General features: G+C 69.5%; 28 protein-coding genes and 1 pseudogene. 12 read left to right on the forward strand and 17 right to left on the reverse strand.

Features of this window, described 5'->3' with window-relative positions:
* A partial coding sequence (locus tag MKK68_RS02480) for a 1-deoxy-D-xylulose-5-phosphate synthase N-terminal domain-containing protein (RefSeq protein ID WP_243936377.1) occupies nt 1-159 on the reverse strand: 159 nt, incomplete at its 3' end.
* 513 nt (nt 160-672) lie between these two features.
* Here MKK68_RS02480 and MKK68_RS02485 point away from each other — a divergent pair.
* Together MKK68_RS02485 and MKK68_RS02490 are read left to right on the forward strand one after the other, a co-directional pair.
* On the forward strand, nt 673-1,563 hold the full coding sequence (locus MKK68_RS02485; protein WP_405042548.1) for a DNA/RNA non-specific endonuclease: 891 nt from the start codon (nt 673-675) through the stop codon (nt 1,561-1,563).
* Between the two features lie 9 nt (nt 1,564-1,572).
* Nucleotides 1,573-1,848 (forward strand): hypothetical protein, encoded by a 276-nt coding sequence (locus tag MKK68_RS02490; protein ID WP_244028498.1) that lies wholly within the window; start codon nt 1,573-1,575, stop codon nt 1,846-1,848.
* A 21-nt stretch (nt 1,849-1,869) separates the two neighbouring features.
* Here the strand turns inward: MKK68_RS02490 and MKK68_RS02495 are convergent, their stop codons facing one another.
* Nucleotides 1,870-2,118, reverse strand: coding sequence for a hypothetical protein (locus MKK68_RS02495; protein ID WP_244028500.1), 249 nt, complete (start codon nt 2,116-2,118; stop codon nt 1,870-1,872).
* Nucleotides 2,119-2,257: 139 nt separating this feature from the next.
* The gene (locus tag MKK68_RS02500) at nt 2,258-2,473 is read right to left on the reverse strand and encodes a hypothetical protein (protein ID WP_147725394.1); all 216 of its coding nucleotides are present in this window, start codon (nt 2,471-2,473) and stop codon (nt 2,258-2,260) included.
* Between the two features lie 178 nt (nt 2,474-2,651).
* Between MKK68_RS02500 and MKK68_RS02505 the strand changes: the two genes are divergently transcribed.
* From MKK68_RS02505 to eda, 3 genes are all read left to right on the forward strand, one after another.
* Nucleotides 2,652-3,761 (forward strand): type II asparaginase, encoded by a 1,110-nt coding sequence (locus MKK68_RS02505; RefSeq protein ID WP_244028502.1) that lies wholly within the window; start codon nt 2,652-2,654, stop codon nt 3,759-3,761.
* A 160-nt stretch (nt 3,762-3,921) separates the two neighbouring features.
* The gene (gene edd, locus MKK68_RS02510; RefSeq protein ID WP_244028504.1) at nt 3,922-5,745 is read left to right on the forward strand and encodes a phosphogluconate dehydratase; all 1,824 of its coding nucleotides are present in this window, start codon (nt 3,922-3,924) and stop codon (nt 5,743-5,745) included.
* A gap of 22 nt (nt 5,746-5,767) precedes the next feature.
* Entirely contained in the window at nt 5,768-6,382 is a 615-nt protein-coding gene (eda, locus tag MKK68_RS02515) for a bifunctional 4-hydroxy-2-oxoglutarate aldolase/2-dehydro-3-deoxy-phosphogluconate aldolase (protein ID WP_244028506.1), read from the forward strand.
* A gap of 80 nt (nt 6,383-6,462) precedes the next feature.
* Here eda and MKK68_RS02520 read toward each other — a convergent pair whose 3' ends face one another.
* The 3 genes from MKK68_RS02520 to MKK68_RS02530 all read right to left on the reverse strand — a co-directional run bounded on the left by MKK68_RS02520 (nt 6,463) and on the right by MKK68_RS02530 (nt 9,474).
* Complete coding sequence (locus MKK68_RS02520) at nt 6,463-6,762, reverse strand: hypothetical protein (RefSeq protein WP_147725398.1); 300 nt, start codon at nt 6,760-6,762, stop codon at nt 6,463-6,465.
* A 174-nt stretch (nt 6,763-6,936) separates the two neighbouring features.
* Nucleotides 6,937-9,051, reverse strand: coding sequence for an ABC transporter ATP-binding protein/permease (locus tag MKK68_RS02525; RefSeq protein WP_244028508.1), 2,115 nt, complete (start codon nt 9,049-9,051; stop codon nt 6,937-6,939).
* Nucleotides 9,052-9,180: 129 nt separating this feature from the next.
* The gene (locus MKK68_RS02530; RefSeq protein WP_147725400.1) at nt 9,181-9,474 is read right to left on the reverse strand and encodes a hypothetical protein; all 294 of its coding nucleotides are present in this window, start codon (nt 9,472-9,474) and stop codon (nt 9,181-9,183) included.
* A 348-nt stretch (nt 9,475-9,822) separates the two neighbouring features.
* On the opposite strand from MKK68_RS02530, the gene MKK68_RS02535 reads away from it, so the two are divergent.
* On the forward strand, nt 9,823-10,476 hold the full coding sequence (locus MKK68_RS02535; protein WP_244028510.1) for a peptidase inhibitor family I36 protein: 654 nt from the start codon (nt 9,823-9,825) through the stop codon (nt 10,474-10,476).
* A gap of 328 nt (nt 10,477-10,804) precedes the next feature.
* On the opposite strand, the gene groL is transcribed toward MKK68_RS02535, so the two are convergent.
* Nucleotides 10,805-12,457: a chaperonin GroEL gene (gene groL, locus MKK68_RS02540; protein ID WP_147725401.1), complete on the reverse strand. Its 1,653-nt coding sequence runs from the start codon at nt 12,455-12,457 to the stop codon at nt 10,805-10,807.
* 83 nt (nt 12,458-12,540) lie between these two features.
* Nucleotides 12,541-12,828 (reverse strand): co-chaperone GroES, encoded by a 288-nt coding sequence (groES, locus tag MKK68_RS02545; protein WP_055886789.1) that lies wholly within the window; start codon nt 12,826-12,828, stop codon nt 12,541-12,543.
* A gap of 211 nt (nt 12,829-13,039) precedes the next feature.
* Here groES and MKK68_RS02550 point away from each other — a divergent pair, with 211 nt between their 5' ends.
* Nucleotides 13,040-14,041, forward strand: coding sequence for a magnesium transporter CorA family protein (locus MKK68_RS02550; RefSeq protein ID WP_244028512.1), 1,002 nt, complete (start codon nt 13,040-13,042; stop codon nt 14,039-14,041).
* A 9-nt stretch (nt 14,042-14,050) separates the two neighbouring features.
* On the opposite strand, the pseudogene MKK68_RS02555 reads toward MKK68_RS02550, so the two are convergent.
* The 5 genes and pseudogenes from MKK68_RS02555 to MKK68_RS02575 form a co-directional block, all read right to left on the reverse strand.
* Nucleotides 14,051-14,403 (reverse strand): annotated as a pseudogene (locus MKK68_RS02555) (endonuclease domain-containing protein).
* A gap of 217 nt (nt 14,404-14,620) precedes the next feature.
* Complete coding sequence (gene glyS, locus MKK68_RS02560) at nt 14,621-16,831, reverse strand: glycine--tRNA ligase subunit beta (RefSeq protein WP_244028514.1); 2,211 nt, start codon at nt 16,829-16,831, stop codon at nt 14,621-14,623.
* Nucleotides 16,832-16,924: 93 nt separating this feature from the next.
* The gene (locus MKK68_RS02565) at nt 16,925-17,368 is read right to left on the reverse strand and encodes a DUF3828 domain-containing protein (RefSeq protein WP_244028516.1); all 444 of its coding nucleotides are present in this window, start codon (nt 17,366-17,368) and stop codon (nt 16,925-16,927) included.
* A gap of 58 nt (nt 17,369-17,426) precedes the next feature.
* Entirely contained in the window at nt 17,427-18,599 is a 1,173-nt protein-coding gene (locus tag MKK68_RS02570) for a Fic family protein (RefSeq protein ID WP_244028518.1), read from the reverse strand.
* An 84-nt stretch (nt 18,600-18,683) separates the two neighbouring features.
* Nucleotides 18,684-19,610 (reverse strand): glycine--tRNA ligase subunit alpha, encoded by a 927-nt coding sequence (locus MKK68_RS02575; protein ID WP_244028519.1) that lies wholly within the window; start codon nt 19,608-19,610, stop codon nt 18,684-18,686.
* A gap of 211 nt (nt 19,611-19,821) precedes the next feature.
* On the opposite strand from MKK68_RS02575, the gene MKK68_RS02580 reads away from it, so the two are divergent.
* Nucleotides 19,822-20,085 (forward strand): hypothetical protein, encoded by a 264-nt coding sequence (locus MKK68_RS02580; protein ID WP_147725407.1) that lies wholly within the window; start codon nt 19,822-19,824, stop codon nt 20,083-20,085.
* Nucleotides 20,086-20,130: 45 nt separating this feature from the next.
* On the opposite strand, the gene MKK68_RS02585 is transcribed toward MKK68_RS02580, so the two are convergent.
* Complete coding sequence (locus MKK68_RS02585; RefSeq protein ID WP_244028521.1) at nt 20,131-20,985, reverse strand: S49 family peptidase; 855 nt, start codon at nt 20,983-20,985, stop codon at nt 20,131-20,133.
* Between the two features lie 228 nt (nt 20,986-21,213).
* On the opposite strand from MKK68_RS02585, the gene MKK68_RS02590 reads away from it, so the two are divergent.
* Nucleotides 21,214-21,468, forward strand: coding sequence for a hypothetical protein (locus tag MKK68_RS02590; RefSeq protein ID WP_244028523.1), 255 nt, complete (start codon nt 21,214-21,216; stop codon nt 21,466-21,468).
* Between the two features lie 73 nt (nt 21,469-21,541).
* Here the strand turns inward: MKK68_RS02590 and MKK68_RS02595 are convergent, their stop codons facing one another.
* Nucleotides 21,542-22,291: a tRNA1(Val) (adenine(37)-N6)-methyltransferase gene (locus tag MKK68_RS02595; protein ID WP_244028525.1), complete on the reverse strand. Its 750-nt coding sequence runs from the start codon at nt 22,289-22,291 to the stop codon at nt 21,542-21,544.
* 2 nt (nt 22,292-22,293) lie between these two features.
* Entirely contained in the window at nt 22,294-22,524 is a 231-nt protein-coding gene (locus MKK68_RS02600) for a DUF2007 domain-containing protein (RefSeq protein ID WP_244028527.1), read from the reverse strand.
* A gap of 161 nt (nt 22,525-22,685) precedes the next feature.
* Here MKK68_RS02600 and MKK68_RS02605 point away from each other — a divergent pair, with 161 nt between their 5' ends.
* A complete protein-coding gene (locus tag MKK68_RS02605) occupies nt 22,686-23,708 on the forward strand; it encodes a polyprenyl synthetase family protein (protein ID WP_147725412.1) in 1,023 nt (340 codons plus the stop codon).
* Nucleotides 23,709-23,767: 59 nt separating this feature from the next.
* On the opposite strand, the gene MKK68_RS02610 is transcribed toward MKK68_RS02605, so the two are convergent.
* Nucleotides 23,768-24,643: a 4-(cytidine 5'-diphospho)-2-C-methyl-D-erythritol kinase gene (locus MKK68_RS02610; RefSeq protein WP_244028529.1), complete on the reverse strand. Its 876-nt coding sequence runs from the start codon at nt 24,641-24,643 to the stop codon at nt 23,768-23,770.
* A 167-nt stretch (nt 24,644-24,810) separates the two neighbouring features.
* Here MKK68_RS02610 and MKK68_RS02615 point away from each other — a divergent pair, with 167 nt between their 5' ends.
* Nucleotides 24,811-25,107 (forward strand): nucleotidyltransferase domain-containing protein, encoded by a 297-nt coding sequence (locus MKK68_RS02615; protein WP_243936223.1) that lies wholly within the window; start codon nt 24,811-24,813, stop codon nt 25,105-25,107.
* Nucleotides 25,091-25,531, forward strand: a complete 441-nt coding sequence (locus MKK68_RS02620) for a HEPN domain-containing protein (protein WP_244028531.1) — start codon at nt 25,091-25,093, stop codon at nt 25,529-25,531. Before MKK68_RS02615 ends, MKK68_RS02620 begins: the two co-directional genes overlap by 17 nt.
* Nucleotides 25,532-25,533: the final 2 nt, after the last annotated feature.

A 25,533-nucleotide genomic window follows, 5' to 3' on the forward strand; every position in this document is an offset into this window, starting at 1 on the left:
CCCCGACCCGAGATGACCGCCCGTCACCGACACGGCCTCGATCATCTCCGAGCGAACCGCGTCCGCCACCGCCCGGAGATCGCTCTCCGGAAGCAACCGCAACGCGGACGTCTCGGACAAACCGTCCAAAATCGAGGGGGCGTTTTCTTGAGGTGTCAATGAACCACTCGCTCGCTTATGACGTCCGGCCCGAAAGGCATCCGTGGCAGGCCGCGTCGATCCGAGGCGACCGGCACGCGGTCCGCCTCTCGTGTGACGACGGGGTCGTTCCGACCACGCCTCGACCGAATTCGCCGTCGCCCGCTCGCGGGAACGTTGGTACGGCCGCTGTTATGATAGTGCCAATTACGGACCTTGTGGGATCCGATCAATGTTTCATCCCTCCCTTTTCCCGGTTTCGTGCCTTCGCTGCCACATGAGGCCCGCGTCGCTCCGCATTGTGCTGCCCGGAATCCTGACCATTCTCACCATCGTCTTCAGCACCGGAGCCGAGGCCGATCCCCGCCCGGTCGACGGGGACTTCACGTTCGCGTGTGCCTATCTCGGGGATTGCTCGCCGCGGACCGTGCCGGGTGGGCCCGACCGCGACGTGCGCCCGTTCGAGGGGACGCTCGGGCGGCCGTGCGCGTGGCGCGAGCGCCCGACGCCGTCGGGCCCGCGAAGGGTCCGCACGTGCTCCTGAAGCCGGCTCGCCTCGCCGCCGTCGTCCTCCTGCTCGGATGCGGCGCGGCGCGGTCGTCGGACGCCTGCCCGGCGCTGTTCGCCGACGGCCGAGCTCCGGAGCTGACCAACCCGAAGCTCGCCCCCAGGACGCTGGCCCTGTGCTTCGATGCCTACGCGGTGCTGCATTCCGGCGTGGCGCGAACGCCGCTCTACGCCGCGGAGCACCTGACGCGAGCGAGCGTCGCGGCGGCGCGGCTGGTGGAGCGGATCGACGCCTTCCACGACGAGGACCGCGTCCCGCCGGACGACCGCGCGCGGCTCGACGACTACGTCCGCAGCGGCTTCGACCGCGGCCACCTCGCGCCGGCCGGCGACATGCCGACCGGCGAGGCTCAGGCGCAATCCTTCAGCCTCGCCAACATCGTGCCGCAGGATCGCGTGCTGAACCGGAGCCTGTGGGCCGCGATCGAGGAGAGCACCCGCCGGCTCGCGACCCGGCGCGGGCAGCTCTTCGTCGTGACCGGGCCGGTCTACGCGGGCGACGGGCTCGCCTCGATCAACGGCCGGGTGCTGGTGCCGACGCAGATGTTCAAGGCGATCTACGATCCGGTGGCCGGGGAGGGCGGTGCCTGGCTCGCGCCGAACGACGGCAGCGGGACCTTCCAGTCGGTGTCCCTCGCTGCGCTCCGCACCATCGCCGGGATCGACGCCTTCCCGTCGCTGCCGCCGGGCCAGAAGGCCTCGGCGATGACCCTACCGGAGCCGCGCGCCTATTCCCGCGACGACATCGCCAACCATCGTCCCCGCGGACGGGAGCAGACCTGGCAGGACTGGCTCGGCCACGAGGCCGTGCGCGCGCTGCACCGTGCGCTGCGGCAACTGCTCCGCGCGATCTTCTGAGGATCAGCCATGAAGAAATCCACGGACGGCGAGGCCGCCTTCGAACCCTTCGCTGACGGGGCCGCGGTGAGGACCATCGGGGCGCTCGCGTTCGAGAACGGCCCGGAGACGATCGCGCTCCACGGCTCCCTCGACCTGACGCGGGACGCGGCGGGCTTGGCCCAGGCGCGTGCGCTCAAGGCCACGGTCGACGCGATCGTCGCGTCGCTCGAGGCGGCGGACCTGCCGGGCAGGGTCGCCGAATCGAAGACGGAACCGACCATCGTGAAGAACCCGTTCGCCTGACGACGACGGCGATCCGCTCGCTCAGGCGATCCGCACGCTCGTCAGCGCCTCGGCAGCGCGACGGACCTCGGCGGCGATCAGCTCCTCGCTCGCCCCGTCGATCGGCATGTCGGCCAGGAGCACCGCGACGTCGCGCTTCACATCCTCTCGAACCTCGGGGTCCGCCTCCGACAGGCGCCCGATCAGCACGCCCATCACGATCTCCATCGCCAGCATCTTCGCGTAGAGGCGGGAGACGGCGTCGAGGGGCTCGTCGTCGGGTTCGGACATGGGGTTCCTGACTGTTGTGGATCGCGGTGGCACGAAGGCCCGGCAGTGCCGCGCCGTGCGCGTGATCGGCCGGAGCGGGACCGCCGCGCAAGCCTCGCCGGAGATCACCCCCTCGGTCTCGCCGGACGAGGCCCGATCGTCACGGGGCCTGCGTGGTGGGAGAGGGACCCGCCTCCGTCGCTTGCGGCTCGGCGCCCGGCGCTTTGCGCGACACGTAATACAGGTCGATCGCACGCCAGAAGGCGCCCTGCTCGTCCGACGTGCGACGCGCGAGCGCCGCGTCGAGAAGCGACATCGCTGCACGGGCGGGCGCGTTGCCCTTCACGTCTTCCAGAAGGCTGGCGAAGGTCAGCATGGGGGCGCCTCTTCCGGACGAATGTTTCGAGGAAACGCTCAAGCTCGCGGAACGATCCGGCATGACGGTTCGGCGAGGGCGACGCTTCGGCGAGCGGCTTCGTTCTTGCCTCGTAGGACGGCCGGCCTACCATGCGGCCGGCACGCCGCGCCGCGGCGGTCATGACGAAGGATTGTCGATGCTGTCTGTCAGATCCAGCTGGTGTGCCGCGGTCGCGGCCGTTCTCCTGGCGAGCCTGTCGCTGCCGCGGGCGGCGATCGCGCGCGAGATGCCCGACGCGGCGGTCGAGGCGAAGGTCGGCAAGCCCAACGTGGTGATCCTGGCCACCGGCGGCACCATCGCCGGCGCCGGCGCGGATGCCGCCAACAGCGCGACCTACCAGGCGGCCAAGGTCGGCGTCGAGAAGCTGATCGCGGCGGTGCCGCAGATGTCGGCCATCGCCAACGTCCGCGGCGAGCAGGTCTTCCAGATCGCCTCCGAGAGCTTCACCGACGCGCAGCTGGTGCAGCTGGCCAAGCGCGTCTCGCAGCTCGTCAAGCAGAGCGACGTGGACGGCGTGGTCGTCACCCACGGCACGGACACGCTGGAGGAGACGTCGCTGTTCCTCAACCTCGTGGTGAAGACCGACAAGCCGATCGTCGTCGTCGGCTCGATGCGCCCGTCCACCGCCATCTCCGCCGACGGCGCGCTCAACCTGCTCGACGCGGTCGCGGTCGCCGGCAGCAAGGAGGCGATCGGCAAGGGCGTGACGGTGACGATGAACGACCAGATCCAGTCCGGTCGCGACGCCACCAAGCGCACCAACATCGTGCCGAGCGCGTTCTTCAGCCAGTGGGGCTCGCTCGGCATGGTGGTCGAGGGCAAGACCTACTTCTTCCGCAGCCTCGACAAGCGCCACGGCACCAGCTCCGAGTTCGACATCGACACGATCGACAGCCTGCCGCTGGTGGCGATCGTCTACGGCTCGGGCAACATGTTCCCCGGCGCCTACAAGGCCGCGGTCGATGCCGGCGCCAAGGCGATCGTCAATGCCGGCACCGGAAACGGCTCGGTGCCGGGCTATCTCGTCGACACGCTGAAGGACATCCGCGCCAAGGGCACGCTGATCATCCGCTCGTCGCGGGTGCCCGACGGGTTCGTGCTGCGCAACGCCGAGCAGCCCGACGACACCTACGACTGGGTCGTCGCGCACGACCTGAACCCGCAGAAGGCGAAGATCCTCGCGGCGGTCGCGCTGACCAAGACCAGCGACACCAAGGAACTGCAGCGGATCTTCTGGCAGTACTGAGGCTCGACGCTCCGGCTTCCCCTGCCGTCTTGCCCGTCGCCGCCATCTTACGGTCGGGCAGCGGGCCTAGACGTTCGCATCACGGTCGGCTCACCCGAGCCCGACCACGGACAGGACGGTCTCGGAGCGCTTCGGCTCCGAGCCGTCGAGAGGGCATGCGATGACAGAGATTCATCCGGTGGTCGCGGCGGTGACGGCCCGCATCGTCGAGCGCTCGCGCGACTCGCGGGCCGCCTATCTCGACCTCATCCGGCGCGAGCGGGATTCGGGCGTTCACCGGCCGACGCTGGCCTGCGGCAACCTCGCCCACGGCTTCGCGGCCTCCGGCGAGGACAAGGCCGCGATCCGCTCCGGCCGCGCGATGAACATCGGCATCGTCACCGCCTACAACGACATGCTGTCGGCGCATCAGCCCTACGGACGCTACCCCGAGCAGATCAAGCTGTTCGCCCGCGAGGTCGGCGCGACCGCGCAGGTCGCGGGCGGCACGCCGGCGATGTGCGACGGCGTCACCCAAGGCCAGCGCGGCATGGAGCTGTCGCTGTTCTCGCGCGACGCCATCGCCCTGTCGGCGGCGGTCGCGCTCAGCCACGGCATGTTCGACGGGGCCGCCCTGCTCGGCATCTGCGACAAGATCGTGCCGGGCTTGATCATCGGCGCGCTGCGCTTCGGCCACCTGCCGACGATCCTGATCCCGGCCGGGCCGATGCCGACGGGGATCGCCAACAAGGAGAAGCAGCGCATCCGCCAGCTCTACGCCGAGGGCAAGGTCGGGCGCGAGGAGCTGCTGGAATCGGAATCCGCCTCCTATCACGGGGCCGGCACCTGCACGTTCTACGGCACTGCGAACTCCAATCAGATGATGATGGACGTGATGGGCCTGCACATGCCCGGCGCCTCGTTCATCAATCCGGGCACCAAGCTGCGACAGGCCGTGACCCGCGCCGCGATCCACCGGCTGTCGGAGATCGGCGCGTCGGGCAACGACTACCGGCCGCTCGGGCGCTGCATCGACGAGAAGGCGATCGTCAACGCGGTGGTCGGGCTGCTCGCCACCGGCGGCTCGACCAACCACGCGATCCACCTGCCGGCGATGGCGCGTGCCGCCGGCATCGTTCTCGACTGGGAGGATTTCGACCGGCTGTCCGGTGTGGTGCCGCTGATCGCCCGGGTCTATCCGAACGGCTCGGGCGACGTGAACCACTTCCACGCCGCCGGCGGGATGAGCTTTGTGATGGCGAGCCTCATCGACGCCGGCCTGCTGCACGACGACATCCTCACCGTGTCCGGTGCGCGCCTGCGCGACCACGCTCGCGACCCGAAGCTGTCGGGCGACGCGCTGACCTTCGAGGAGGCGGTGCCCGAGAGCCTCGACGACACGATGCTGCGCAAGCCCGCCGCGCCGTTCCAGGCCGATGGCGGGATGCGCCTGGTGAAGGGAAACCTCGGCCGCGCCACCTTCAAGACCAGCGCCGTGGACGAGCACCGCCGCACGATCGAGGCGCCGGCCCGCGTCTTCGACGACCAGGACGACGTGCTGAAGGCGTTCAAGGCGGGCGAGCTCGAGCGCGACGTGGTCGTTGTGGTTCGCTTCCAGGGCCCCCGCGCCAACGGGATGCCGGAACTGCACAAGCTCACGCCGCAGCTCGGCGTGCTGCAGGACCGCGGCCACAAGGTCGCCCTGGTCACGGACGGCCGGATGTCGGGTGCGTCGGGCAAGGTGCCGGCGGCGATCCATCTCAGCCCGGAGGCGCTCGGCGGCGGCCTCATCGCGAAGATCCGCGACGGCGACATCGTGCGGCTCAGCGCGGAGGAAGGGCTGCTGCAGGTGCTCGTCGACGACGCGGAACTCGCCGCCCGCGACGAGGCCGCGGCGCCGCCGCCGGCCACCGGGACCGGGCGGGAGCTGTTCGCCTTCATGCGCCACGGCGCCGACGGGGCCGAGCAGGGCGCCTCGGCGATGCTCGCGGCCGCCGGCCTCTGATCACGAAACGGGAGATCCAACCATGACCGGCATCGACGCGCTGATGCGCTCCGTCCCCGTGATCCCCGTCCTCGTGATCGAGGACGTCGAGCATGCCGAGCCGATCGCCCGAGCCCTGGTCGAGGGCGGCCTGACCGCGCTCGAGGTCACGCTCCGCACGCCGGCCGCCCTCGACGTGATCCGCGCGATGTCGCGGGTGGAAGGCGCGGTGGTCGGGGCGGGAACGGTCCTCAACGAGCGCGACCTCGACGCGGCGATCGAAGCCGGCGCGACGTTCATCGTCAGCCCCGGCCTCACCGCGCCGCTCACCGAGGCGGCGTTGAAGCGCGGCATCCCCTACCTGCCGGGGGTGGCGAATGCCGCCGACATCATGCGCGGGCTCGACCACGGGCTCGACCGGTTCAAGTTCTTCCCGGCGGAAGCGTCCGGCGGGATCAAGGCGCTGAAGGCGCTGGCCGCCCCGTTCGGGCAGGTCCGGTTCTGCCCGACCGGCGGCATCTCCGAGGCGACGGCGCCGGACTGGCTCGCGCTCGACGCGGTTCTCTGCGTCGGCGGAAGCTGGGTCGTGAAGCCCGGCCCGCCGGACGTGGACGCGATCCGCAAGGCCGCCCTGGCGGCGACCGGCCTGCGGCGCTAGGCGCACGAAAACGCCCGCCCCGGTTTCCCGGAGCGGGCGCAACGTCTCGGATCGGATCGATGCCGATCCGCTATCATCGATCAGCAATCGTTCTTGGCAGCCTGCGCGGCGGTCGGGTTGCCCTTGTCCTGGGCGTTGACATCCGCCGGCGAGGTGGCTCCGGCGGCGGAACCGGCCTTGTTCATCGCGCCGACGGTGCCGGGCGACTCGCCCTTGGCGCCGGGGCTGGTGTTGGCGGTGGCCTTCGGATCGACCGTCGAGGCCTTGCTGGCGTCCTTGTCGGGGGTGACGGTGGTTCCGGTCGAGCACGGCGCGGCGAACGCGGCCGACGACATCAGAACGAGGGCGGCGGCACCGGCGAAAGTGGTGATCTTGGTCATGCGTTTCTCCGCAGTTTCTTGAGGCGGGTATCAAACGTCAGGACTGCCGGAGGGTTCCTTTATTATTTCAACCTGGCAATGCGGACGGGTGAACCCTCCCGCATTGCTGTACGGCGACTTCGAGCGACGACGATGAGCCGTCTAACGGCGGTGTCTTACGTTTTGCAGCCGGGACTATTCCGCTGGCGCGACGGCGCGAAACTCGCGCGGGCTGAACCGGCCGTCCCCCGTGCTCTGCATGTCGACCCGGCGCTGATGGTGCTCGTGCAGGGTCGAGCGATGGCCGATCGAGACGATCGTGGTGTTGGGCAGGGTCTCGCGCAGCATCTGGTAGATGCCGGCCTCGCTCGGCTCGTCGAGGGCGGCGGTGGATTCGTCGAGGAACAGCCATTCGGGCTTGGCCAGCACCGCGCGGGCGATCGCCAGGCGCTGCTGCTCGCCGCCGGACAGGCGCTGGTCCCAGGCGTCGACCTCGTCCAGGCGATCGACCAGAGCCGGCAGTTGCGCCGCGACCAGCGCCTCGCGGATCGCCGCGTCCGGAAACTGGTCGGTGGTGTTCGGGTAGCACACGGCACCGCGCAGCGTGCCGAGGGGAATGTAGGGCCGCTGCGGCAGCACCAGGGCCGATTGGCCGGCGGGCACGTCGATCCGGCCCTTGCCGAACGGCCAGATCCCGGCGATCGCGCGGAACAGGGTCGACTTGCCGGAGCCCGAGGGGCCGGTGACGAGCGTCGACGCGCCCTTCGTCATCGCAAGGCTGTCGGCGGTGACGATCGTCCGCCCGTCGGGCAGGGCGAGCGTCAGCCCGGTCGCGGTCACGTCGGACCCGGTGGCGTTGCCGTGGCCGAGCCCGTCGGAGGCGGCGGAATAGGCCTCGGCCAGCGTCATCGCGCGCTTGAACGAGGCGAGACGGTTGGTGTTGGCCTTGTAGGCCGCGATCGTGACGTAGGAGTTGATGAAGAACGACAGCGACGACTGCACGCTGGAGAAGGCGTCGCCGGTCTGCTGGAACTGTCCGAGGGTGATCTTCTTGAGGAAGTAGCTCGGCGCGGCGAGGATGTAGGGAAACACCACGCTGATCTGGCTGTAGGACAGCGTGAAGCTGCCGAGCTTGATCCGCCGGTAGATGATGCCGAGGTAGTTGTCGATGATCTCGCCGAACAGGCTCTTCAGCCTGACGTTCTCCGCGCGCTCGCCGCGCAGGAGCGCGATCTGCTCGGAGTAGATCCGCGAGCGGGCGAGCGAGAAGCGGAAGTCGGCCTCGACCTTCTCCTGCCGGAAGTCGAGCCCGATCAGCGGGCGTCCGATCAGGTGCGTCAGCCAGGTGCCGACCAGCGCGTAGCCGACGACGAGCCAGACCAGGAAGCCCGGGACCACGGTGTCGGTGAACGGCAAGACGAAATCGCGCGACAGGCCCCACAAGATGACCATGAACGAGACCAGGGTCGCCGCCTGTGACAGCAGGCGGATCGAGAGCGTCGTCGTCTGCGAGATGAACAGGTTGACGTCGCTCTGGATGCGCTGGTCCGGGTTGTCCGCGTGCTCGCCGGTGAAGGGGATGCGGTAATGCGTGCCGCCGTCGAGCCACCGCTCGTAGAAGCTCCGGGTCAGCCAGGTCCGCCAGCGCAGGTGGAGCGACGCATCGACGAAGGTGTCGAACATGCCGACCACGACCCAGATCGTGGCGAGCGGGGCGAAGATCCAGACGAGCTGGTACCAGAACGCGTCGGCATTGTACTCCTGCAGCGCATTGAACAGGTCGCGGAACCAGAAGTTCAGGCGCAGCTGCAGCGCCACCTGGGCGAAGGTGATGAAGATCGACAGCGCCACCAGCCGCTGCCCGACCTTGCCCTCGGTGTTGCCGAAGAAGCGGAACGGGCCGATCTCCCGGGTCGGCGCCTCGCGGCTGGCGAAGTACGGATCGGCGATCAGGGTGATCGCGCGGATCGGCTTCAGGTAGGAGATCGCCAGGACCAACCCGCCGAACACCACGGCGCCCGTGGCCGCGAAGTCCGGCGGGAGCAGGGCAGCGAGCGTCGGCGGCAGCGCTCCCATCGCGGCCAGCGTCTTGCCGCCGGCGAGCACGAGGTAGCCGATCCCGTAGACCGAGACGAAGACCTTCAGGTAGGCGGAGAGGTTGGCCGAGGCGAGCAGGATGCCGGCCATGGCGAAGCCCGCGAGCGAGACGTAGAGCGGCGGGGAGGGGACGCCGGGTGCTGCCAGCAGCGCGAGCGCGGCGAGCGCCGTGAGGACGGCCTGCAGGCCGAGCCCGCTTCGAAGTGCGGCCACGCGCGTCTCCCGGAAATCTTGACGATCGGCTCCGTTCGCGAAGCCCTTCCCGGCGGCAGTGACCGCGGGTCGTGGCGAGATCGTGGCACCGGCCAGGGCGCGACGCTCAACCGCGCGTGAGCCGGCCGCCTACCAGTTCCATTCCTCGAAGCCCGGCTCGCGACAGCGATAGCCGATCGGGCATTGCGGGTTGTCGCGGGTGGGCACGAGGCGAAGCTCGGCGATCTCGGACAGGTCGCAGAAGCTGCGGTCGCGCACGATGCGCTCGGGCTGCGCGCCGCCGACCGCGATCGTCACGTCGCCGCCGCGCTTGACCATCTCCATCGCGTCCGCGCAGGCGATGCGCGGTGTCGCCTGCCGCGTCTGCGCCGAGGCCGGCCCCGACACGAGGGCGATCACAAGAGCCGTGGCGAAGCATCTCATCGCTGGGAATCGGGCGCCTCGTTGGCTCGCCCTGAAGGGAGCGGCGCGCGAGCATGGCAGTGAATTGGCGCACCCGCCATTGCACCGATGCAACGCCGGAAGTGTCGCGTCGAAGACCCACCTGCGATCCGTCGCCGCCGCAGCGCCGTATTCGCGCGTTTAGGGATTTCGCGCCGCGCAAGACTTGTTAAGATTTCGTCGCCCGCGGTGCGCAGTCTGCGAATCGCTGGATCTTCGAGGCGGCGTCCCAGCGGACCTTCGGCATCTCCATCGCTCCCGCGTCGCGACGGACGGGCGCACGGAAGATTTCGGCGTCGGATGCGTGCGGCCCACGAAGGGGAGGGCGGGATGACGATGGCGGCGGGGCTCGAGGCGTACCCGACGGAACAGAGCAGCGGAGCGGGCCGTCCCGTTTCGAAGCGCTGGGTCGCGCTGTTCGTCGCGCTCGCCGCCGGCTGGGGCACGCTGTTCGGGTACAGCGTGACGTTCCTCAGCGAAGATCTCCCGTTCAGGCCGGCCGCCGCCGCCCCGCCGGAGGTGCCCGCCTTCGGCTTCCCCCCCTTGCCGCAGACCATCGCCGTCGCGGCCGCGACGCCGGTGCCCGAGGTACAGGTGCCGCGCGTCGTCGAAGCGCCGGCTCCGGTCGTCGCGGCGGTCTCGGCACCGGCCGCTGCTTCGGTGCCCGCACCGCCGCCGCGGGTTGAGCGCGCCGAGTACGTCGGGACCTGGGGCCCGACCGAGGCCGCCTGCGGCAAGCGCTCGCGCCGACGCGGCTACATCCCCGCGACGATCACGCCTGAGCGCGCCAGTGCCGGGCGGACGATCTGCAGCTTCCACGACGGCCGACGCGTCGGGAACGCCTGGACCATGGCCGCGGACTGCGCCGAGCGCGGCCGGCGTTGGTCCTCCCAGGTCCGCCTCGTCGTCGACGGCGACCGCCTGACCTGGACGAGCGGCAAGGGCACCGCATCCTACGTCCGCTGCGGAAAGCGGGCGGGCTGACACGGCGCGTCGTCGATCGCTCCTGTCGTCCTTTTCGCAGAATCGCCGCCGCGGCTCTCGTCGACTTCCCGGTTGAAAGGCTTGAAGCGCGTCGCGTCAGAGCCTCCCGCTCAGGATGTCCGGGGGAGGCCGCGCGCGCGCGGCCAATGGTCGAGACAGATCTGCTGCAGGCTTCCCCGAAGCCGCCCGAGCCCCCTCGTCGTCCAAGCGTCCGCTCGCCGATCGTTTCACAGCGTCGGGAAGACGGCGCCGACCCGGGCCCAAGCGCAACGAAAAAAGGGGCCGCCTCGCGGCGACCCCCTTCCGACGTTGCAATGGTGGCTTGGACTTAGAAGTCCATCCCGCCGCCCATGCCGCCCATGCCGCCGCCGCCGCCCATGGGGGCGCCGCTGTCCTTCTTCGGAGAGTCGGCGATCATGGCTTCGGTGGTGACGAGCAGGCCGGCGACCGAGGCCGCGTCCTGCAGGGCGGTGCGCACGACCTTGGCCGGGTCGATGATGCCGGCCTGGATCATGTCGACGTACTCTTCCGTCTGGGCGTTGAAGCCGTAGGACTCGGAGCTGGTGTTGTCGGTGATCTTGCCGACGACGATGGAGCCCTCGACGCCCGAGTTCTGGGCGATCTGACGGATCGGGGCCTCGAGCGCCTTCAGCACGATCTTGATGCCGGCCTGGACGTCGGGGTTGTCGCTCGAGAGGGCGGCGACCGCCTTCTTGGCGCGGAGCAGGGCGGTGCCGCCGCCGGGGACGATGCCCTCTTCCACCGCAGCGCGGGTGGCGTTGAGCGCGTCGTCGACGCGGTCCTTCTTCTCCTTGACCTCGACCTCGGTCGCGCCGCCGACGCGGATGACCGCGACGCCGCCGGCGAGCTTGGCCAGGCGCTCCTGGAGCTTCTCACGGTCGTAGTCCGAGGTGGTCTCCTCGATCTGCGCCTTGATCTGCCCGACGCGCGCCTCGATGTCGGCCTTCTCGCCCGAACCGTCGATGATCGTCGTGGTCTCCTTCTCGATGCGGATCCGCTTGGCGCGGCCGAGCATCGGCAGAGTGACGTTCTCGAGCTTGATGCCGAGATCCTCGGCGATCATCTGGCCCTGCGTGAGGATCGCGATGTCCTCAAGCATCGCCTTGCGGCGATCGCCGAAGCCCGGCGCCTTCACGGCCGCGACCTTCAGGCCGCCGCGCAGCTTGTTGACCACGAGGGTGGCGAGCGCCTCGCCCTCGATGTCCTCGGCGATGATGACCAGCGGCTTGCCGGTCTGCACCACGGCCTCGAGCACCGGCAGCATCGCCTGGAGCGACGACAGCTTCTTCTCGTGGATGAGGATGTAGGGGTCCTCGAGCTCGGCGACCATCTTCTCCGCGTTCGTGATGAAGTACGGGGACAGGTAGCCGCGGTCGAACTGCATGCCCTCGACGACGTCGAGCTCGGTCTCGGCGGTCTTGGCTTCCTCGACGGTGATGACACCCTCGTTGCCGACCTTCTGCATCGCGTGGGCGATCATCTCGCCGATTTCCTTGTCGCCGTTCGACGAGATCGTGCCGACCTGGGCGACCTCCTCGGACGAGGCGACCTTCTTGGAGCGCGCGATGATGTCCTTGACCGCGGCGGCCGTGGCGAGGTCGATGCCGCGCTTCAGGTCCATCGGGTTCATGCCGGCGGCGACGTACTTGGCGCCTTCGCGGACGATCGCCTGGGCGAGCACGGTCGCGGTGGTGGTGCCGTCACCGGCGATGTCGTTGGTCTTCGAGGCCACTTCGCGCACCATCTGGGCGCCCATGTTCTCGAACTTGTCGGAGAGCTCGATCTCCTTGGCGACGGTGACGCCGTCCTTGGTGATGCGCGGCGCGCCGAAGCTCTTCTCGATCACGACGTTGCGGCCCTTCGGGCCGAGCGTCACCTTGACGGCATCCGCGAGGATGTCGACGCCGCGGAGCATCTTGTCGCGCGCGTCGGAGGAGAAACGAACGTCTTTCGCTGCCATGTGCAGGATTCCTTTTCGTTGGTGGAGAAGCCCCAAGACCCGGGCGGGCCTCGAAGGGCGGTTACGTCAGGTGTCCGAAGACCTCAGGCGACGACGCCCATGATGTCGGATTCCTTCATGATCAGGAGATCCTGACCGTCGATCTTGACCTCGGTGCCCGACCACTTGCCGAACAGGACGCGGTCGCCGGCCTTGACGTCGAGCGCGTTGATGCGGCCGGCCTCGTCGCGGGCGCCCGGGCCGACGGCGACGATCTCGCCTTCCTGCGGCTTCTCCTTGGCGGTGTCGGGGATGATGATGCCGCCCTTGGTCTTCTCTTCGCCTTCGATGCGGCGGACGACGACCCGGTCGTGCAGCGGACGGAACTTCATGAGCTGCCCTCTTGTTTGAATTCGCAAATCGGCGTTGATGCCGCGGAGACCCGCGTCCAACCCTGGCCGTTAGCACTCGTGGAAGATGAGTGCCAAGGCTGCGGGCGAGATAGCGGCGGCCCCTTGGCGAGTCAAGTCTGTCGCACCCCGCGGCGGCCGTCGCGCGCCGGGTTTCTCTCCCTCATCGCAAGCGCCGACGGAATTCCCTTTCATGCTCAGCCTGCACGGCCCCGAGGGCGCGCTCGCGCCGAGCGACACCCGCGGTCGCGCCGCCGTCCCGACCCAGACCGTGTGGATCGACCTCAACGATCCGACCCCCGAGGAGGCCCGGGCGGTGGAGGAGGCCACCGGCATCCGCGTGCCCTCGCGCAAGGCGCTGTCCGAGGTCGAGAGCTCCAGCCGCCTGCGCCGGCTGAAGAACGGCCTGTCGCTCTCGACGCCGATGGTGACCTTCGAGAGCACCGACTCGCTGCTCAAGCCGCTCGGCTTCGTCCTGACGCCGGACCACCTCGTCACCGTGCGCTTCCACGAGCTCCGCGCCTTCACCGAGGTGCGCAAGCGGATCGACGAGGGGGAGGTCGCCAAGACCGGGATCGAGGTCTTCCTGCTGCTGATGGAGGAGCTGGTCGACAGCCTCGCCGATGCGCTCGAGGACATGGGCGCCGAGCTCGACGGCCTCTCGACGCGGATCTTCGACTTCGACGTGCGCGCCCGACCGTCGAAATCCGACGAGAAGGCCCCGCCGCGCCGCCGCGACCTGGCGCTGAAGCGCATCCTGCGGGGCATCGCCCGCCGCGGGAAGGTGCTCGGCAAGATCCGGGCGAGCCTGCTCGGCCTCGAGCGCATCGTGCCCTTCGTCGCCGGAGCCTGCGAGCAGGTGCTGGCCCAGGAGGAGACCGATGCGCGCTTCGAAACGATCCGCCGGGACATCGAGTCCCTCGACGAGTTCGAGACCCGGCTCTCGGAGAACGTCCAGTTCCTCCTCGACGCGGCCTTGGGCCTGATCAACATCGAGCAGAACAACGTCTTCCGCGTCCTCACCGTCGTCTCGGTGGTCGGCGTGCCGCCGACGCTGATCGCGTCGATGTACGGGATGAACTTCAAGCACATGCCCGAGCTGGACTGGGCCTACGGCTACCCCTACGCGCTCAGCCTGATCCTCGCGAGCGCGATCATCCCGATCGTGGTGTTCCGCATCAAGGGTTGGTTCTGAGGCTGCGCGTCATAGGACATCGCGCCGCTCGATCGCGGCGAGGATCGTCTCGCGGACGCCGTCGAGGTTTTCGTCGATCTCGGCGTTGGCGATGCGGACGACCTCGAACCCGCATCGTCCGAGCCATTCGGTCCGATCGGCATCGGACGCGATCGCGGCCTGCGATCCATGCGTCGCACCCACGACCTCGACGACGCGCTTCGCCTCGATGAGGCGAAATCGACGACGTAGCGACCGATCGGCCATTGCCGCCGGAACTTGCGCCCGGTCAGCTGCCGATTGCGGAGGACGCGCCAGAGCCGTGCTTCCGCACCGGTCTCCGCCGCCCGCAAATTCTTCGCACGCTGCGTCGGGTTCGGCATGCCATGACCTTACCTCACACGCCGACGCGACCTCGCGGATGCGCGACGCACACCCTCTCCCGTTCGGGAGAGGGTTGGGGTGAGGGGACAGGTTCATCCGGAGAAGGCGCATCCCTCACCCTGTCCCTCTTCCGGACGGGAGAGGAGACCCGCGCTTCCCCCTATAGGAAGTGTAGATCGTCCTGCCCTTCTCCCCCTGGGAGAAGGGACCCGCGGTTCACCCCACGATCGCCGAGAAGTCTGCGACTTCGCGGGTTGCGGCGCGCAGCGCATTGAGGAGGGCGAGGCGGTTCTCGCGAAGCGCCGCGTCGTCGGCGTTGACGGTGACGTGCTCGAAGAAGGCGTCAACCGGGGCGCGCAGGTGCGAGAGCGCCCGCATCGCGCCGGCGAAATCCTCCTTCGCGACCGCCGCCGAGGCCTCGGCCCGCGCCGTCGCCAGTGCCTCGGCCAGCGCCCGCTCCTCGGGCTGGCCGGCGGCGGCGAGCGCCGCATCGGGCTCGGCATCGTATGCGCGGCCGTCCTTCTTTTCCTCGATGCGCAGGATGTTCGAGGCGCGCTTCACGCCGGCGAGCAGGTTCCTGCCGTCCTCGGTGTCGAGGAAGGCGCCGAGCGCCTCGACGCGGCGGACCGCCATCAGCAGGTCGTCCTGTCCGGGCAGCGCGAAGACCGCATCGATCAGGTCGTGGCGGGCGCCCTTGTCGCGCAGGTAGACCTTGAGGCGGTCGGCGAAGAAGGCCAGCAGGTCGGCGACGCGCTGGGCCGACGGGCTTCGGTCGGCCTCGCCGTCGGTCTCGACGATTGCGGAGAAATGGAAGCCGGCCGAGCCGAGATCGTCCTCGCGGATGCTTGCGGGCTCGGCGGAGGCGGCCGGCGCGCCACGGGTTTCCGCGATGGCGAACTGTCGGTTGGCGACGCTCGAAAGCGGCAGCCGCAGGGACCGCTCCAGCGTGGTCCGGATCACCCCCAAAGCCGCCCGCCGCAGCGCGTACGGGTCCTTGCTCCCGGTGGGCTTCTCGTCGATCGCCCAGAAGCCCACCAGCGTGTCGAGCTTGTCGGCGAGCGCCACCGCCACCGAAACCGGATCGGTCGGCACGCGGTCGCTCGGCCCGACCGGCTTGTAGTGCTCCTCGATCGCGGCACAGACGCTCGGGTTCTCGCCCTGGAGCGCGGCGTAGCGAGCGCCCATCAAGCCCTGCAGCTCGGGAAACTCGCCGACCATCTCGGTGACGAGGTCCGCCTTGGCGAGCCGCGCGGCGCGCTCGGCGAGGTCGGCATCGGCGCCGACGAGGGAGGCAAGCTCACGCGCGAGCGCCGCGATGCGCTGCACCCGCTCGCCCTGCGTCCCGAGCTTCTCGTGGAACACGATGGTGTCGAGCTTCGGCAGGCGGTCCGCGAGGCGGATCGCCTTGCCGGTCTCCCAGAAGAACTTCGCGTCCGAGAGCCGGGCGCGGACCACGCGCTCGTTGCCCGCGGTGATCGCGGCGCCGCCGTCCGTGGCGACGAGGTTCGAGACCAGGATGAAGGCCGGCGCCAGCGCGCCGCCGGCGTCGCGCACGACGAAGCATTTCTGGTTGGCGCGGATGGTGGCGCGCACCGCCTCGCCCGGGATGTCGAGGAAGCTTTTGTCGAAGGTCCCCATCAGCACCACCGGCCATTCGACGAGGCCTGCGACCTCCTCCAGCAGGCCCTCGTCCTCTACGAGCTCGAGGCCGCGGGCGAAGGCGAGGTCGCGGGCGTCGTGCAGGATGATGTCCTTGCGGCGATCCGCATCGAGCACGACCTTGGCGCGCTCCAGGCTCCGGACGTAGTCGTCGAAGCGACGGACCTCGATCGCGCCGGGCGCCAGGAAGCGGTGGCCGTAGGTGGTGGTGCCCGACGGGATGCCGCCGACCTCGAACGGCACCAGGTCCGGCGTCTCGGTCTCCGGGCCGAAGGTCGCGACGATCGATTGCAGCGGGCGCACCCAGCGCAGGGCGCCCGCCTGCGCCGAGGCCGCCCCCCAGCGCATGGATTTCGGCCAGGGGAAGCTCTTGATGATCGCCGGCAGGATCTCGGCCAGCACGTCCAGCGTCTCGCGGCCGGGCTTTTCGATCACTGCGAGGTAGAACTCGCCCTTCTTCGGGTCGATAATCGTCCGCGCCTGGTCGAGGCTCGTCAGCCCGGCGCCGCGCAGGAAGCCCTGCACCGCGGCGTCCGGCGCGCCGACCTTCGGTCCGCGCCGCTCCTCGCGCAAAGCCTCGCCGCGCGCGGGCAAGCCGGCGACGTGGAGCGCCAGCCGGCGCGGGGTCGCGAAGGCCTTCGCGCCGTCGTAGAGGAAGCCGCGCTCCACCAGCGCGGCGGTGACGAGCTTCTTCAGGTCCTCGGCCGCGCGCCGCTGCATGCGGGCCGGGATTTCTTCGGAGCGGAGTTCGAGCAGCAAATCGGGCATGGCCGCGGGAATAGACGCCCGCTCCGCGTCCGTCGAGACGGAGCATGCGGAGAGGCGCGGGATGCCGCCGCTGATCTGCGCGTCGCGCTCGGGCTAGGGCAGCTTCGCAGAAAGGATCGTCACGAGATCCCAGGTTTGCGCCGTCGTCGAGCGCACGTCGGCGATCAGCCAGCGCCCGTTCTCGCGCACGAGATCGTAGCGCAGGTACTGCGGCGTGCCGTTGTGGAAGGTCGCCTGCACCTCCGCACGCGCGTCGTCGGATGCGAGCATGGTGAGCTTCAGGGTCTTCTCCCAGTTCGCCTCCGTGTCCTGCCCGTTCACGTAGAAGGCGAAATCCAGTCGGCCGACCTCGTTTCCGGCCTCGCGCCGGTCCCGCTCGTAGAGCGAGCGCAGGCGCGCCGCATAGAAGCCGACCGCACCGATATCGTCCTTGGCGTAGAACGCGCGCACGGTCTCGACCGGGTCGGTGGCGGACTGGGCTAAGGCCGGAGCAGCGCCGAGGGCGAATATCAAGACGAACGCGATGCGGATGCTCATGATGAGGCCTTGGACTCGGTGATGAAAGTGCGACGCGCGAGAAAAGGGGTGCCGGGAATCATGAAGTCCGAACGGGTGCGCGATCGATGATGTCCCGGATTTCCCGGGCGATGAAGAATTTCGGATTCGCCGTTTCTGCGACCTCTTCGAGGATACCGGCCCTCACCAACGCCTCGACGTTCAGCTGCGCCGATCGGTACTTGACCTTTAGATGTTCGGCGATCCGCGGAATCGTCACGACTTGTCGCCGAAACAGGAGGTCGAGAATTGTCACGAGGTTGGCGGACCGTCCAACCTCGCGGATACGAGCCCGATAATCGGCTTGAAGTGCGAGCAGAGCGTCGGCTGTGCCGATCGTGGCCTCACTCGCCTCGACGACGACATCGAGAAAGAAGGCGATCCAGGCGGTCCAGTTTCCATGGCGCGAAACGTCATACATACGATCGATGTACTCGTCCTTGCGTCGTTCGAATACAGGACTGAGATACAGGATCGGTAGCCGGATCACCTGCCGCATGAACAAATGGAGCGTGATGAGCATGCGGCCGACACGCCCGTTGCCGTCTGAGAATGGATGTATTGCTTCAAATTGGTAATGGATCAGCGCCGCGTCGACGATGTCCGGAATCAGGCCACGATCCTCACGCTGGATGTAGACTTCCAAAGCTTCGAGCGCAGCTTGCGCCTCCATCGGCGGCGGCGGAACATAACGGGCATCTTCGATCGTGTAGGCGCCAATGAAATTCTGACTGCGCTTGAGTTCGCCAGGTGCGGCCACCGCACCTCGATGGCGGGCCACCCCGCTCAGCAAACGGCGATGCGCGTCGCGCAAGGTGCGCAATGAGAGCGGGACATCCTCCAAACTTCGGATCGCCGCCGAGAGGGCACGGCGGTAATTCTGCACCTCGCGCGTATCGCTCGTTCCCCCCCGCTCCGGCGCTCCGGCCTCAAGGAGCAGAAGGTCGTTCACGGTCGTGTATGTCCCTTCCATGCTCGACGAGGTCAGCGCTTCCCGCACCTGAAGCGGCCGGATCAAAAGATACGGATCCGGCAGCGTTCGGCTGATGCCGTTTAACTCGCCGAGCAGTTGCGATGCGTGCGCGATGGCGCCCATCAGGGATGTGAGGTCGAGTTCCGACGGTGGGAGGGCGTGAGGTACGAACGCCCATTGTCCCTGCACCGTGGACGCAAGCCGCCCGCTCGGCGAGCCGACAAAATCCGCGTGTTTCATGAACTGCAATCCCTCCGACCGCGATTATCACAAAATAGGCCTTCGTGATAATCTGGCGGACGCGAATTGTCGTCTGTGGCAGTCCTATGCGCCGCCGGTCTCCGTGAGCAGCCAGGCCGCGCCGCAGGCCGTGGCCAGCTCACGCACCCGCAGGATGTAGCTCTGGCGCTCGGTCACCGAGATCACGCCGCGGGCGTCGAGCAGGTTGAAGACGTGGCTCGCCTTGATGCACTGGTCGTAGGCCGGCTGAACCATGCGGTGGCGCGCGCCCGCGCGCTCGGGCGCGCCGGCGTCGAGGTAGAGGCGGCAGGCCTTCTCGGAATCGGCGAACTGGCGGAACAGCATCGCCGTGTCAGCCGCCTCGAAGTTGTGCCGCGAATACTCCTGCTCGGCCTGCAGGAACACGTCGCCATAGGTGACCTTCTCCGCGCCCGCCCCGCCGTTGAAGTTCAGATCGTAGACGTTCTCCACGCCCTGCACGTACATCGCCAGGCGCTCCAGCCCGTAGGTCAGCTCGCCCGCGACCGGTGCGCATTCGAGGCCGGCGACCTGCTGGAAGTAGGTGAACTGGCTCACCTCCATGCCGTCGCACCAGCATTCCCAGCCGAGACCCCAGGCACCCAGCGTGGGGCTTTCCCAGTCGTCCTCGACGAAGCGGATGTCGTGCAGGGCGAGATCGACGCCGATCGCGGCGAGCGATTCGAGGTAGAGCTCCTGCAGGTTCTCGGGGTTCGGCTTCAGGATGACCTGGAACTGGTAGTAGTGCTGCAGCCGGTTCGGGTTCTCGCCGTAGCGCCCGTCCTTCGGCCGGCGCGAGGGCTGGACGTAGGCGGCCTTCCACGGCTTCGGGCCGAGCGCGCGCAGCGTCGTCGCCGGGTGGAACGTGCCCGCCCCGACCTCCATGTCGTAGGGCTGCAGGATCACGCAGCCCTTGGCGGCCCAGAAGCGCTGCAGGGTCAGGATCAGGCCCTGGAACGACGTTTTCGGGCTGAGATCGGCATCGCTCGGCATGGGCGCTTCTTCGTCGTCGGGCAGGGGAGGCGGCAGCGTTTAAGCGCGGGCGACCGCATTGGGCAACCGCGACGCCGGCGCGGGTGCGGGCGCACACCGATTGCGGCGCAATTTCGGCAGACAAGCGGAACCGTATCGCGACGGCCAAGTTTATTGCCCAACACTGGGATATCGGCCGCCCGCCCCGGCCGAACGCGACGGAACAACAGTCATGCGCAGCCTCGCCAAGAAGAACGTCACCGTCTTCGCGGTCCTCGTCGCCGCCTCGCTCGTCGCGACACCGCTGGTGATGAGCGCCAGCAGCGCACTGGCCACCGTGGACGACGTCTCGGCGGTGGCCGTGCCGGTCGCGGTGGTGCCGGTCGAGGTGGCGCCCGTCGCCGCGCCGGCCGTCAAGGCCGAGGGCTGCACCCGCAAGGTGCGGGTAGTCTACAGCGGGTACGGCACGCCGGACGCCGCCTGCCTCGCGCGCTGAGCGCGCCGTCGTGTGGCGGCCTTGCGGCCTGCGCGCGACGTCGCCTCACAGGCCGTAACGCGCCCAGGCCGCACGCTCCTCGATCGCGGCGATGGCCTCGTCGGCCAAGCCGATCCCGCCCGGCGCCCCGCGGCGCAGCAGGCGGGCGACGAACGACCCCTTCGCCTCGGCGATCAGCCTCAGGTCGACGCCCTCCCCGAATCGGGCGCGCAGCGTCGAGCGGATGTCGCCGATCGCGTCAACGAGCCCGAGCTCGAGAGCCTGCCGTCCCGTCCAGATCGCCCCCGTGAACAGGTTCTCGCCGGACCTCAACGTCGGGCGACGCGTCGTGACGAGACCGGTGAACAGGTCCTGCACGTCGGCCTGGATGCGCAGCAGGCGCTCGACGTCGGCCGGGTCCTCCGGCCGGAACGGATCGAGCATCGCCTTGGCGTCGCCCTGGGTGTGGACGCGGCGCTCGACGCCGATGCGTGCGAGCAGCTTGTCGAACCCGAAGCCGGCCGAGACGACACCGATCGAGCCGACCACCGAGGTCGGGTCGGCGACGATGGTGTCGGCCGCGCAGGCGATCATGTAGCCGCCCGACGCCGCCACGTCCTCGACGAAGGCGTAGACCGGCAGGTTCTTCTCCACGGCGAGATCCCGGATGCGCCGGTGGATCAGGTGGGATTGCGCCGGCGCGCCGCCCGGCGAGTTGATCACGATCGCCACGGCGACCGCGCCCGGCACCGCGAAGGCGCGCTCCAGGCTGCCCGCCACCGTGGCGATCGAGAGGCCCGGGCGCAGCGGCGAGACCGCGCCGATCGCGCCGTTCAGGCGCACCACGGCGACGCGCGGCCGCGTCTTGCGAAAGCGCGCCGGCAGGAGCGCACGCACGAAATCCGGAACGGCGAAGGACATGGAGATCCGATGGTGGGAGAAGGCCCGCGTCGTGGGAGGTGGTCATCGCCGGCCCCGCGGCAAGGCTTGCGGCGCAGGGCGCGTCGTTTCGCGGCCTGCCGATCGAACCGAATCGCGCCGGCCGCCGTTTCCGGCGCGGCGGAGCGTTCTCCGCCCGGGCGGGGCCCGACCCCTCGCCCGTCCCACAGGCAAGGAGAGGACGTCTCGATGCGATCCTGGAGATTTGTGATGGTCGTGCTCGCGCTGCTCGGCGGCGCGACGGGCCTGAGCCTCTCGGCGAAGGCCGCCCCGATGATGGTGCCGATCACCGCCGCGCAGAACGATGCCGCGCCGCTGGTGCAGAATGCCCGCTGGCACGGCGGCCGCCATTGGCACCGCCACCATCGCTGGCACCGGCATCACCGCTGGCACCGTCACCATCACTGGCGCCGGCATCATCACCACCACCATCACGGTCATCATCGCCGGCTGCGGTTCTATTGAGGTTTTGCGAGGGGGGCGTCCGGGACGCCCCCCTCTTTTCACGCGTCGCGGATGTTTTGCGCCGCATGCACCTTCACGCCGGCCAGGGCCGGCCACGGTGCAGAGCGTCCGCCTCGGCGGTGAAGCCGCCGTCCGCCCCCTGCAGGACGAGCGGCGGATGCAATTCGAGCGCGGCACGGCTTCCCTTGGTCGCGCGGACGAGGATGCGGATCGCCGGACGCTCGGCGCGGGCGTGGACCGGACGGATCGCGACGCCGCCGAACCGGTTGCGCAGGGCTTCGAGGCAAAGCGGCAGGGCGTCGGCCCGATGGATCAACCCGAGCCGACCGTCCGGTCGAAGCAGGTCGGTGCAGGTCCGGATCCAGCGCTCCAACCCGCCCACAGGGAAGTCGTGGGCGGCGGCCTTGCCCGCGTCCGGCGACGGGCGGTGACGTCCCGCCTCGAAGAACGGCGGGTTGGTGAGCACGATGTCGGCGCAACCCGTTGCGAGGCCGGCGCTGCGGCGATCGGCACCGGAGGCGAGCACGTCGGCCTCGACCACCGTCACCCGGTCGGCCATCGCGTTCAGCTCGGCGTTCCGGCGCGCCAGCGCGCCGATCTCGGGCGCGCGCTCGACCAGAACGATGCGGCTGCCGGGTTCGCGGATGCCGACGGCGAGCCCGACCGCCCCCGTCCCGGCCCCGACGTCGCAGACGACGTCGCCCGGCTTCGGCTCGATCCACCGCGCTAGCAGGACCGCGTCGGTCCCGGCTCGATGGCTGCCGCGCGGCGGCTGCAGCAGGCGCAGGGTTCCGCCGAGAAAGTCGTCCGGCACCTCGGCCATGATCAGGGCTTCGCATCGCGAAGCTCGTGCGCGAGCCCGGCGTCGCGCAGGAGCCGGCGCGCCTGCGCGGCATGATCGCCGGGCACCAGCAGGCGCCGGGGGAAGGCGCCGATCGAGCCCTCCATCAGGCTCATGTGGTTGTCGGCGACGAGCACCGGGATGTCGGCGCCTTCGAGCAGCGATTGCGCGAAGCCGATCAGGACGATGTCGTTGGTGCGGATCAGCTCGGTCATCACAACCCTGTTCGCGATGGAGGGCGCTTTCGTCGCGTGCGCGCTGGCGTGCGCCGGCACCATATCCGGTTTCGCGGACGCATGTTGCGGTGCCCTCAAGCGCATGCGAAGGGGTGGCGCATCGCGCGCTGCAGTCGAAATCGGTCTGGAGGCATCGGACCTTGGGTGTCGTCGTTTCCATCGAAGAAGGCCGCCCCGACGCGGAAGCGAGCCTCGCCGACCTCGTGGCCCTGGTGTCGGGCGGCATGGAGCGGGTGAACGCACAGATCCTGTCGCGCACCGGTTCCGACGTGGCGATGATCCCCGAGGTCGCCAACCACCTGATCGATTCCGGCGGCAAGCGCCTGCGCCCGATCCTGACCCTGGCGAGCGCCGACCTCTGCGGCTATTCCGGCCACGACGGGGACGTGAAGCTCGCCGCCAGCGTCGAGTTCATGCACACCGCGACCCTGCTGCACGACGACGTGGTGGACGGCAGCGACATGCGCCGCGGCCGGGTCGCCGCGCGGATCAAGTGGGGCAACGAGGCGAGCGTGCTCGTCGGCGACTTCCTGCTTGGGCAAGCGTTCCGGATGATGGTCGAGGTCGGCTCCCTGCGCGCCCTCGACATCCTCTCGGCCGCCGCGACGGTGATCGCCGAGGGCGAGGTCATGCAGCTCACCGCTGCCAAGAACACCGGCACCTCGGAGGACGCGTACCTCGCGGTGATCCGCGCCAAGACCGCGGAGCTGTTCGCCGCCGCCTGCGAGGTCGGTCCGGTGCTCGCCGGGCGCCCGGTCGCCGAGCAGGAGGCCTGCCGCGCCTACGGTATGAACCTCGGCATCGCCTTTCAGCTCATCGACGACGTGCTCGACTACGGCGGCACCAGCGCAGCGCTCGGCAAGAACGTCGGCGACGATTTTCGCGAAGGCAAGATCACCTTGCCGATCGTGCTCGCCGTCCGCCGCGGCACCGAGGAGGAGCGCGCCTTCTGGCGCCGGACTCTGGAGCAGGGTGCGCTGGAAGACGGCGATCTCGAGACCGCGCACGCGATCCTGCGGCGGCACCACGCCCTCGAGGAGACGGTCGCCCGCGCGCGCGACTACGGCACGCTGGCACGGGATGCGCTCGATCCCTTCCCCGAAAGCCCGATGAAGTCGGCGCTGCTGCAGGTCGTGGATTTCTGCGTTTCGCGCGTCCACTGATCCGCACGCGGCGGCCCTCGAACCACTTCACAGATCCTCTCGACGCTTCCGCCCGTCCGTCAGCGCAGGTAGGTCGCGACCGTCCACCACGTCGGCTGCGTCGAACCGATGGCGCGCGCGGCCCGCGACGCCGAATGACGATCGGCGAAGACCGCGAACACCGTCGCGCCCGAACCCGACATCCGCGCGAGCCGGCAGCCCGCCTGGGTGCGGAGCGCCGCGAGCGCGGTGCCGATCGCCGGCGCCACGGTGAGCGCCGGGGCTTCGAGGTCGTTGCGCGCCGGCCCGATCGCCGCGACCAGAGCCTCGACCCCGGATCCCGGGCCGATCCCGGGATGGGGCGCGCCGTTCAAGCGATCGCCGACCCGGAGGCCGAGCGCCTTGAACACCGGTGCCGTCGGCACCGGCACGCCGGGGTTGATCAGCACCGCGGGGAACGGCTGCATCCCGAGCGCCGGGCCGATCTCCTCGCCGGCGCCGCGCATCATGCGGGCCCGCGGATCAAGGCAGACCGGCACGTCGGCCCCGGTGGCCCGCGCGGCGGCGACCACCGCCGGATGGTCGAAGGGCAGGCCGTTCAGCTCCGCGAGCAGGCGCAGCGCCGCGGCCGCATCCGACGACCCTCCGCCGATCCCCGCCGCCACCGGCAGCCGCTTGACGAGATCGAACGCGCCGAGCCTGAGATCGGGCAACGCCTCCGCGAGGTGCCGGGCCGCCCGCACGACGAGGTTGTCGCCGGTCGGGCCGGCCGGTCCCGCGGTTGGGCCGCTCACAGAGAGCGACAGCTCCGGGCCGGGATCCAGCGTCAGCGCATCGCCGACGCCGGCGAACGCCACGAGGCTTTCCAGCACGTGATAGCCGTCGCCGGGGCGACGCCCGAGCACGTGCAGGGTCAGGTTGATCTTCGCCGGGGCGCGGGTGGTGAGCAGGGGCACGGGCTCTCGTCGGGGCGATGACTTGGAGCGGCAGGCCATACGAGGCGGGCGCCAGCGCGGCAACCCGCAGGCGTACGCCCGGCATTGTCGGCCCGCCAAGGCCGGCCTAGGATCGCACGGTGTCCCGATCCAACTACGCCGATCCGCTGCCGGACGACCTCGCCACGTTGATCGCGGCGATCCGCACCCGCATGCGACCGCGGGCGATCTGGCTGTTCGGGAGCAGGGCCCGCGGCGATCATCGTGCCGACAGCGATTGGGACCTCGTCGTCGCGGTGCCGGACGATGTTTCCGACGATGCGCTCGATCCCATCATCGGGTGGTCGATCGGCCGCGAAGCCGGCATCTCCGCCACGATCCTGGCCGCCCGCGAAAGCGAGCTGGCCGAAAGCTGGGGCGTCCCGAATACGCTGAGCTATGCCCTCGCCCGCGAAGGCCAGAGACTCGATGTCCAAGGGGCGTAGGATCGCGACCTGCCTCGAGCTTGCCCGCGATTGTGCGAAGGATGCTCGCATCCTGCTCAAGGCCGAGTCGCGGAACGCTGCCTACTTGGCGTCGCAGGCCGCCGAGCACCTGATCACAGCCGTCGCCACGGCCGAGAGCATCCACATCGAGCGGAAGGACGCCCACCAGCTCGATACCATCGTTCGGAAGATCCCGGAGGAAAACCCGGATCGCCGGGCGCTCGCAGCGATCACGTTCCTGGAAGCCTACGCGACCAGCTATCGCTACGGGACACCGACAGGGCGTGTTCCGACGACTCCGTCGTCCGACCGCGTCGAGGACGCACTGGCAGCGATCGATGGGCTGATCGTATCCCTCGAAGAGCATTTCGCGATCGAAGCCGAAGTCGGCGGGACCGCGTCGAACCCGGTCCCGCGTCGATAAAC

Origin of the sequence: Methylobacterium sp. E-016 (genome assembly GCF_022829745.1) — a bacterium.
Classification (GTDB): Bacteria; Pseudomonadota; Alphaproteobacteria; order Rhizobiales; family Beijerinckiaceae; genus Methylobacterium.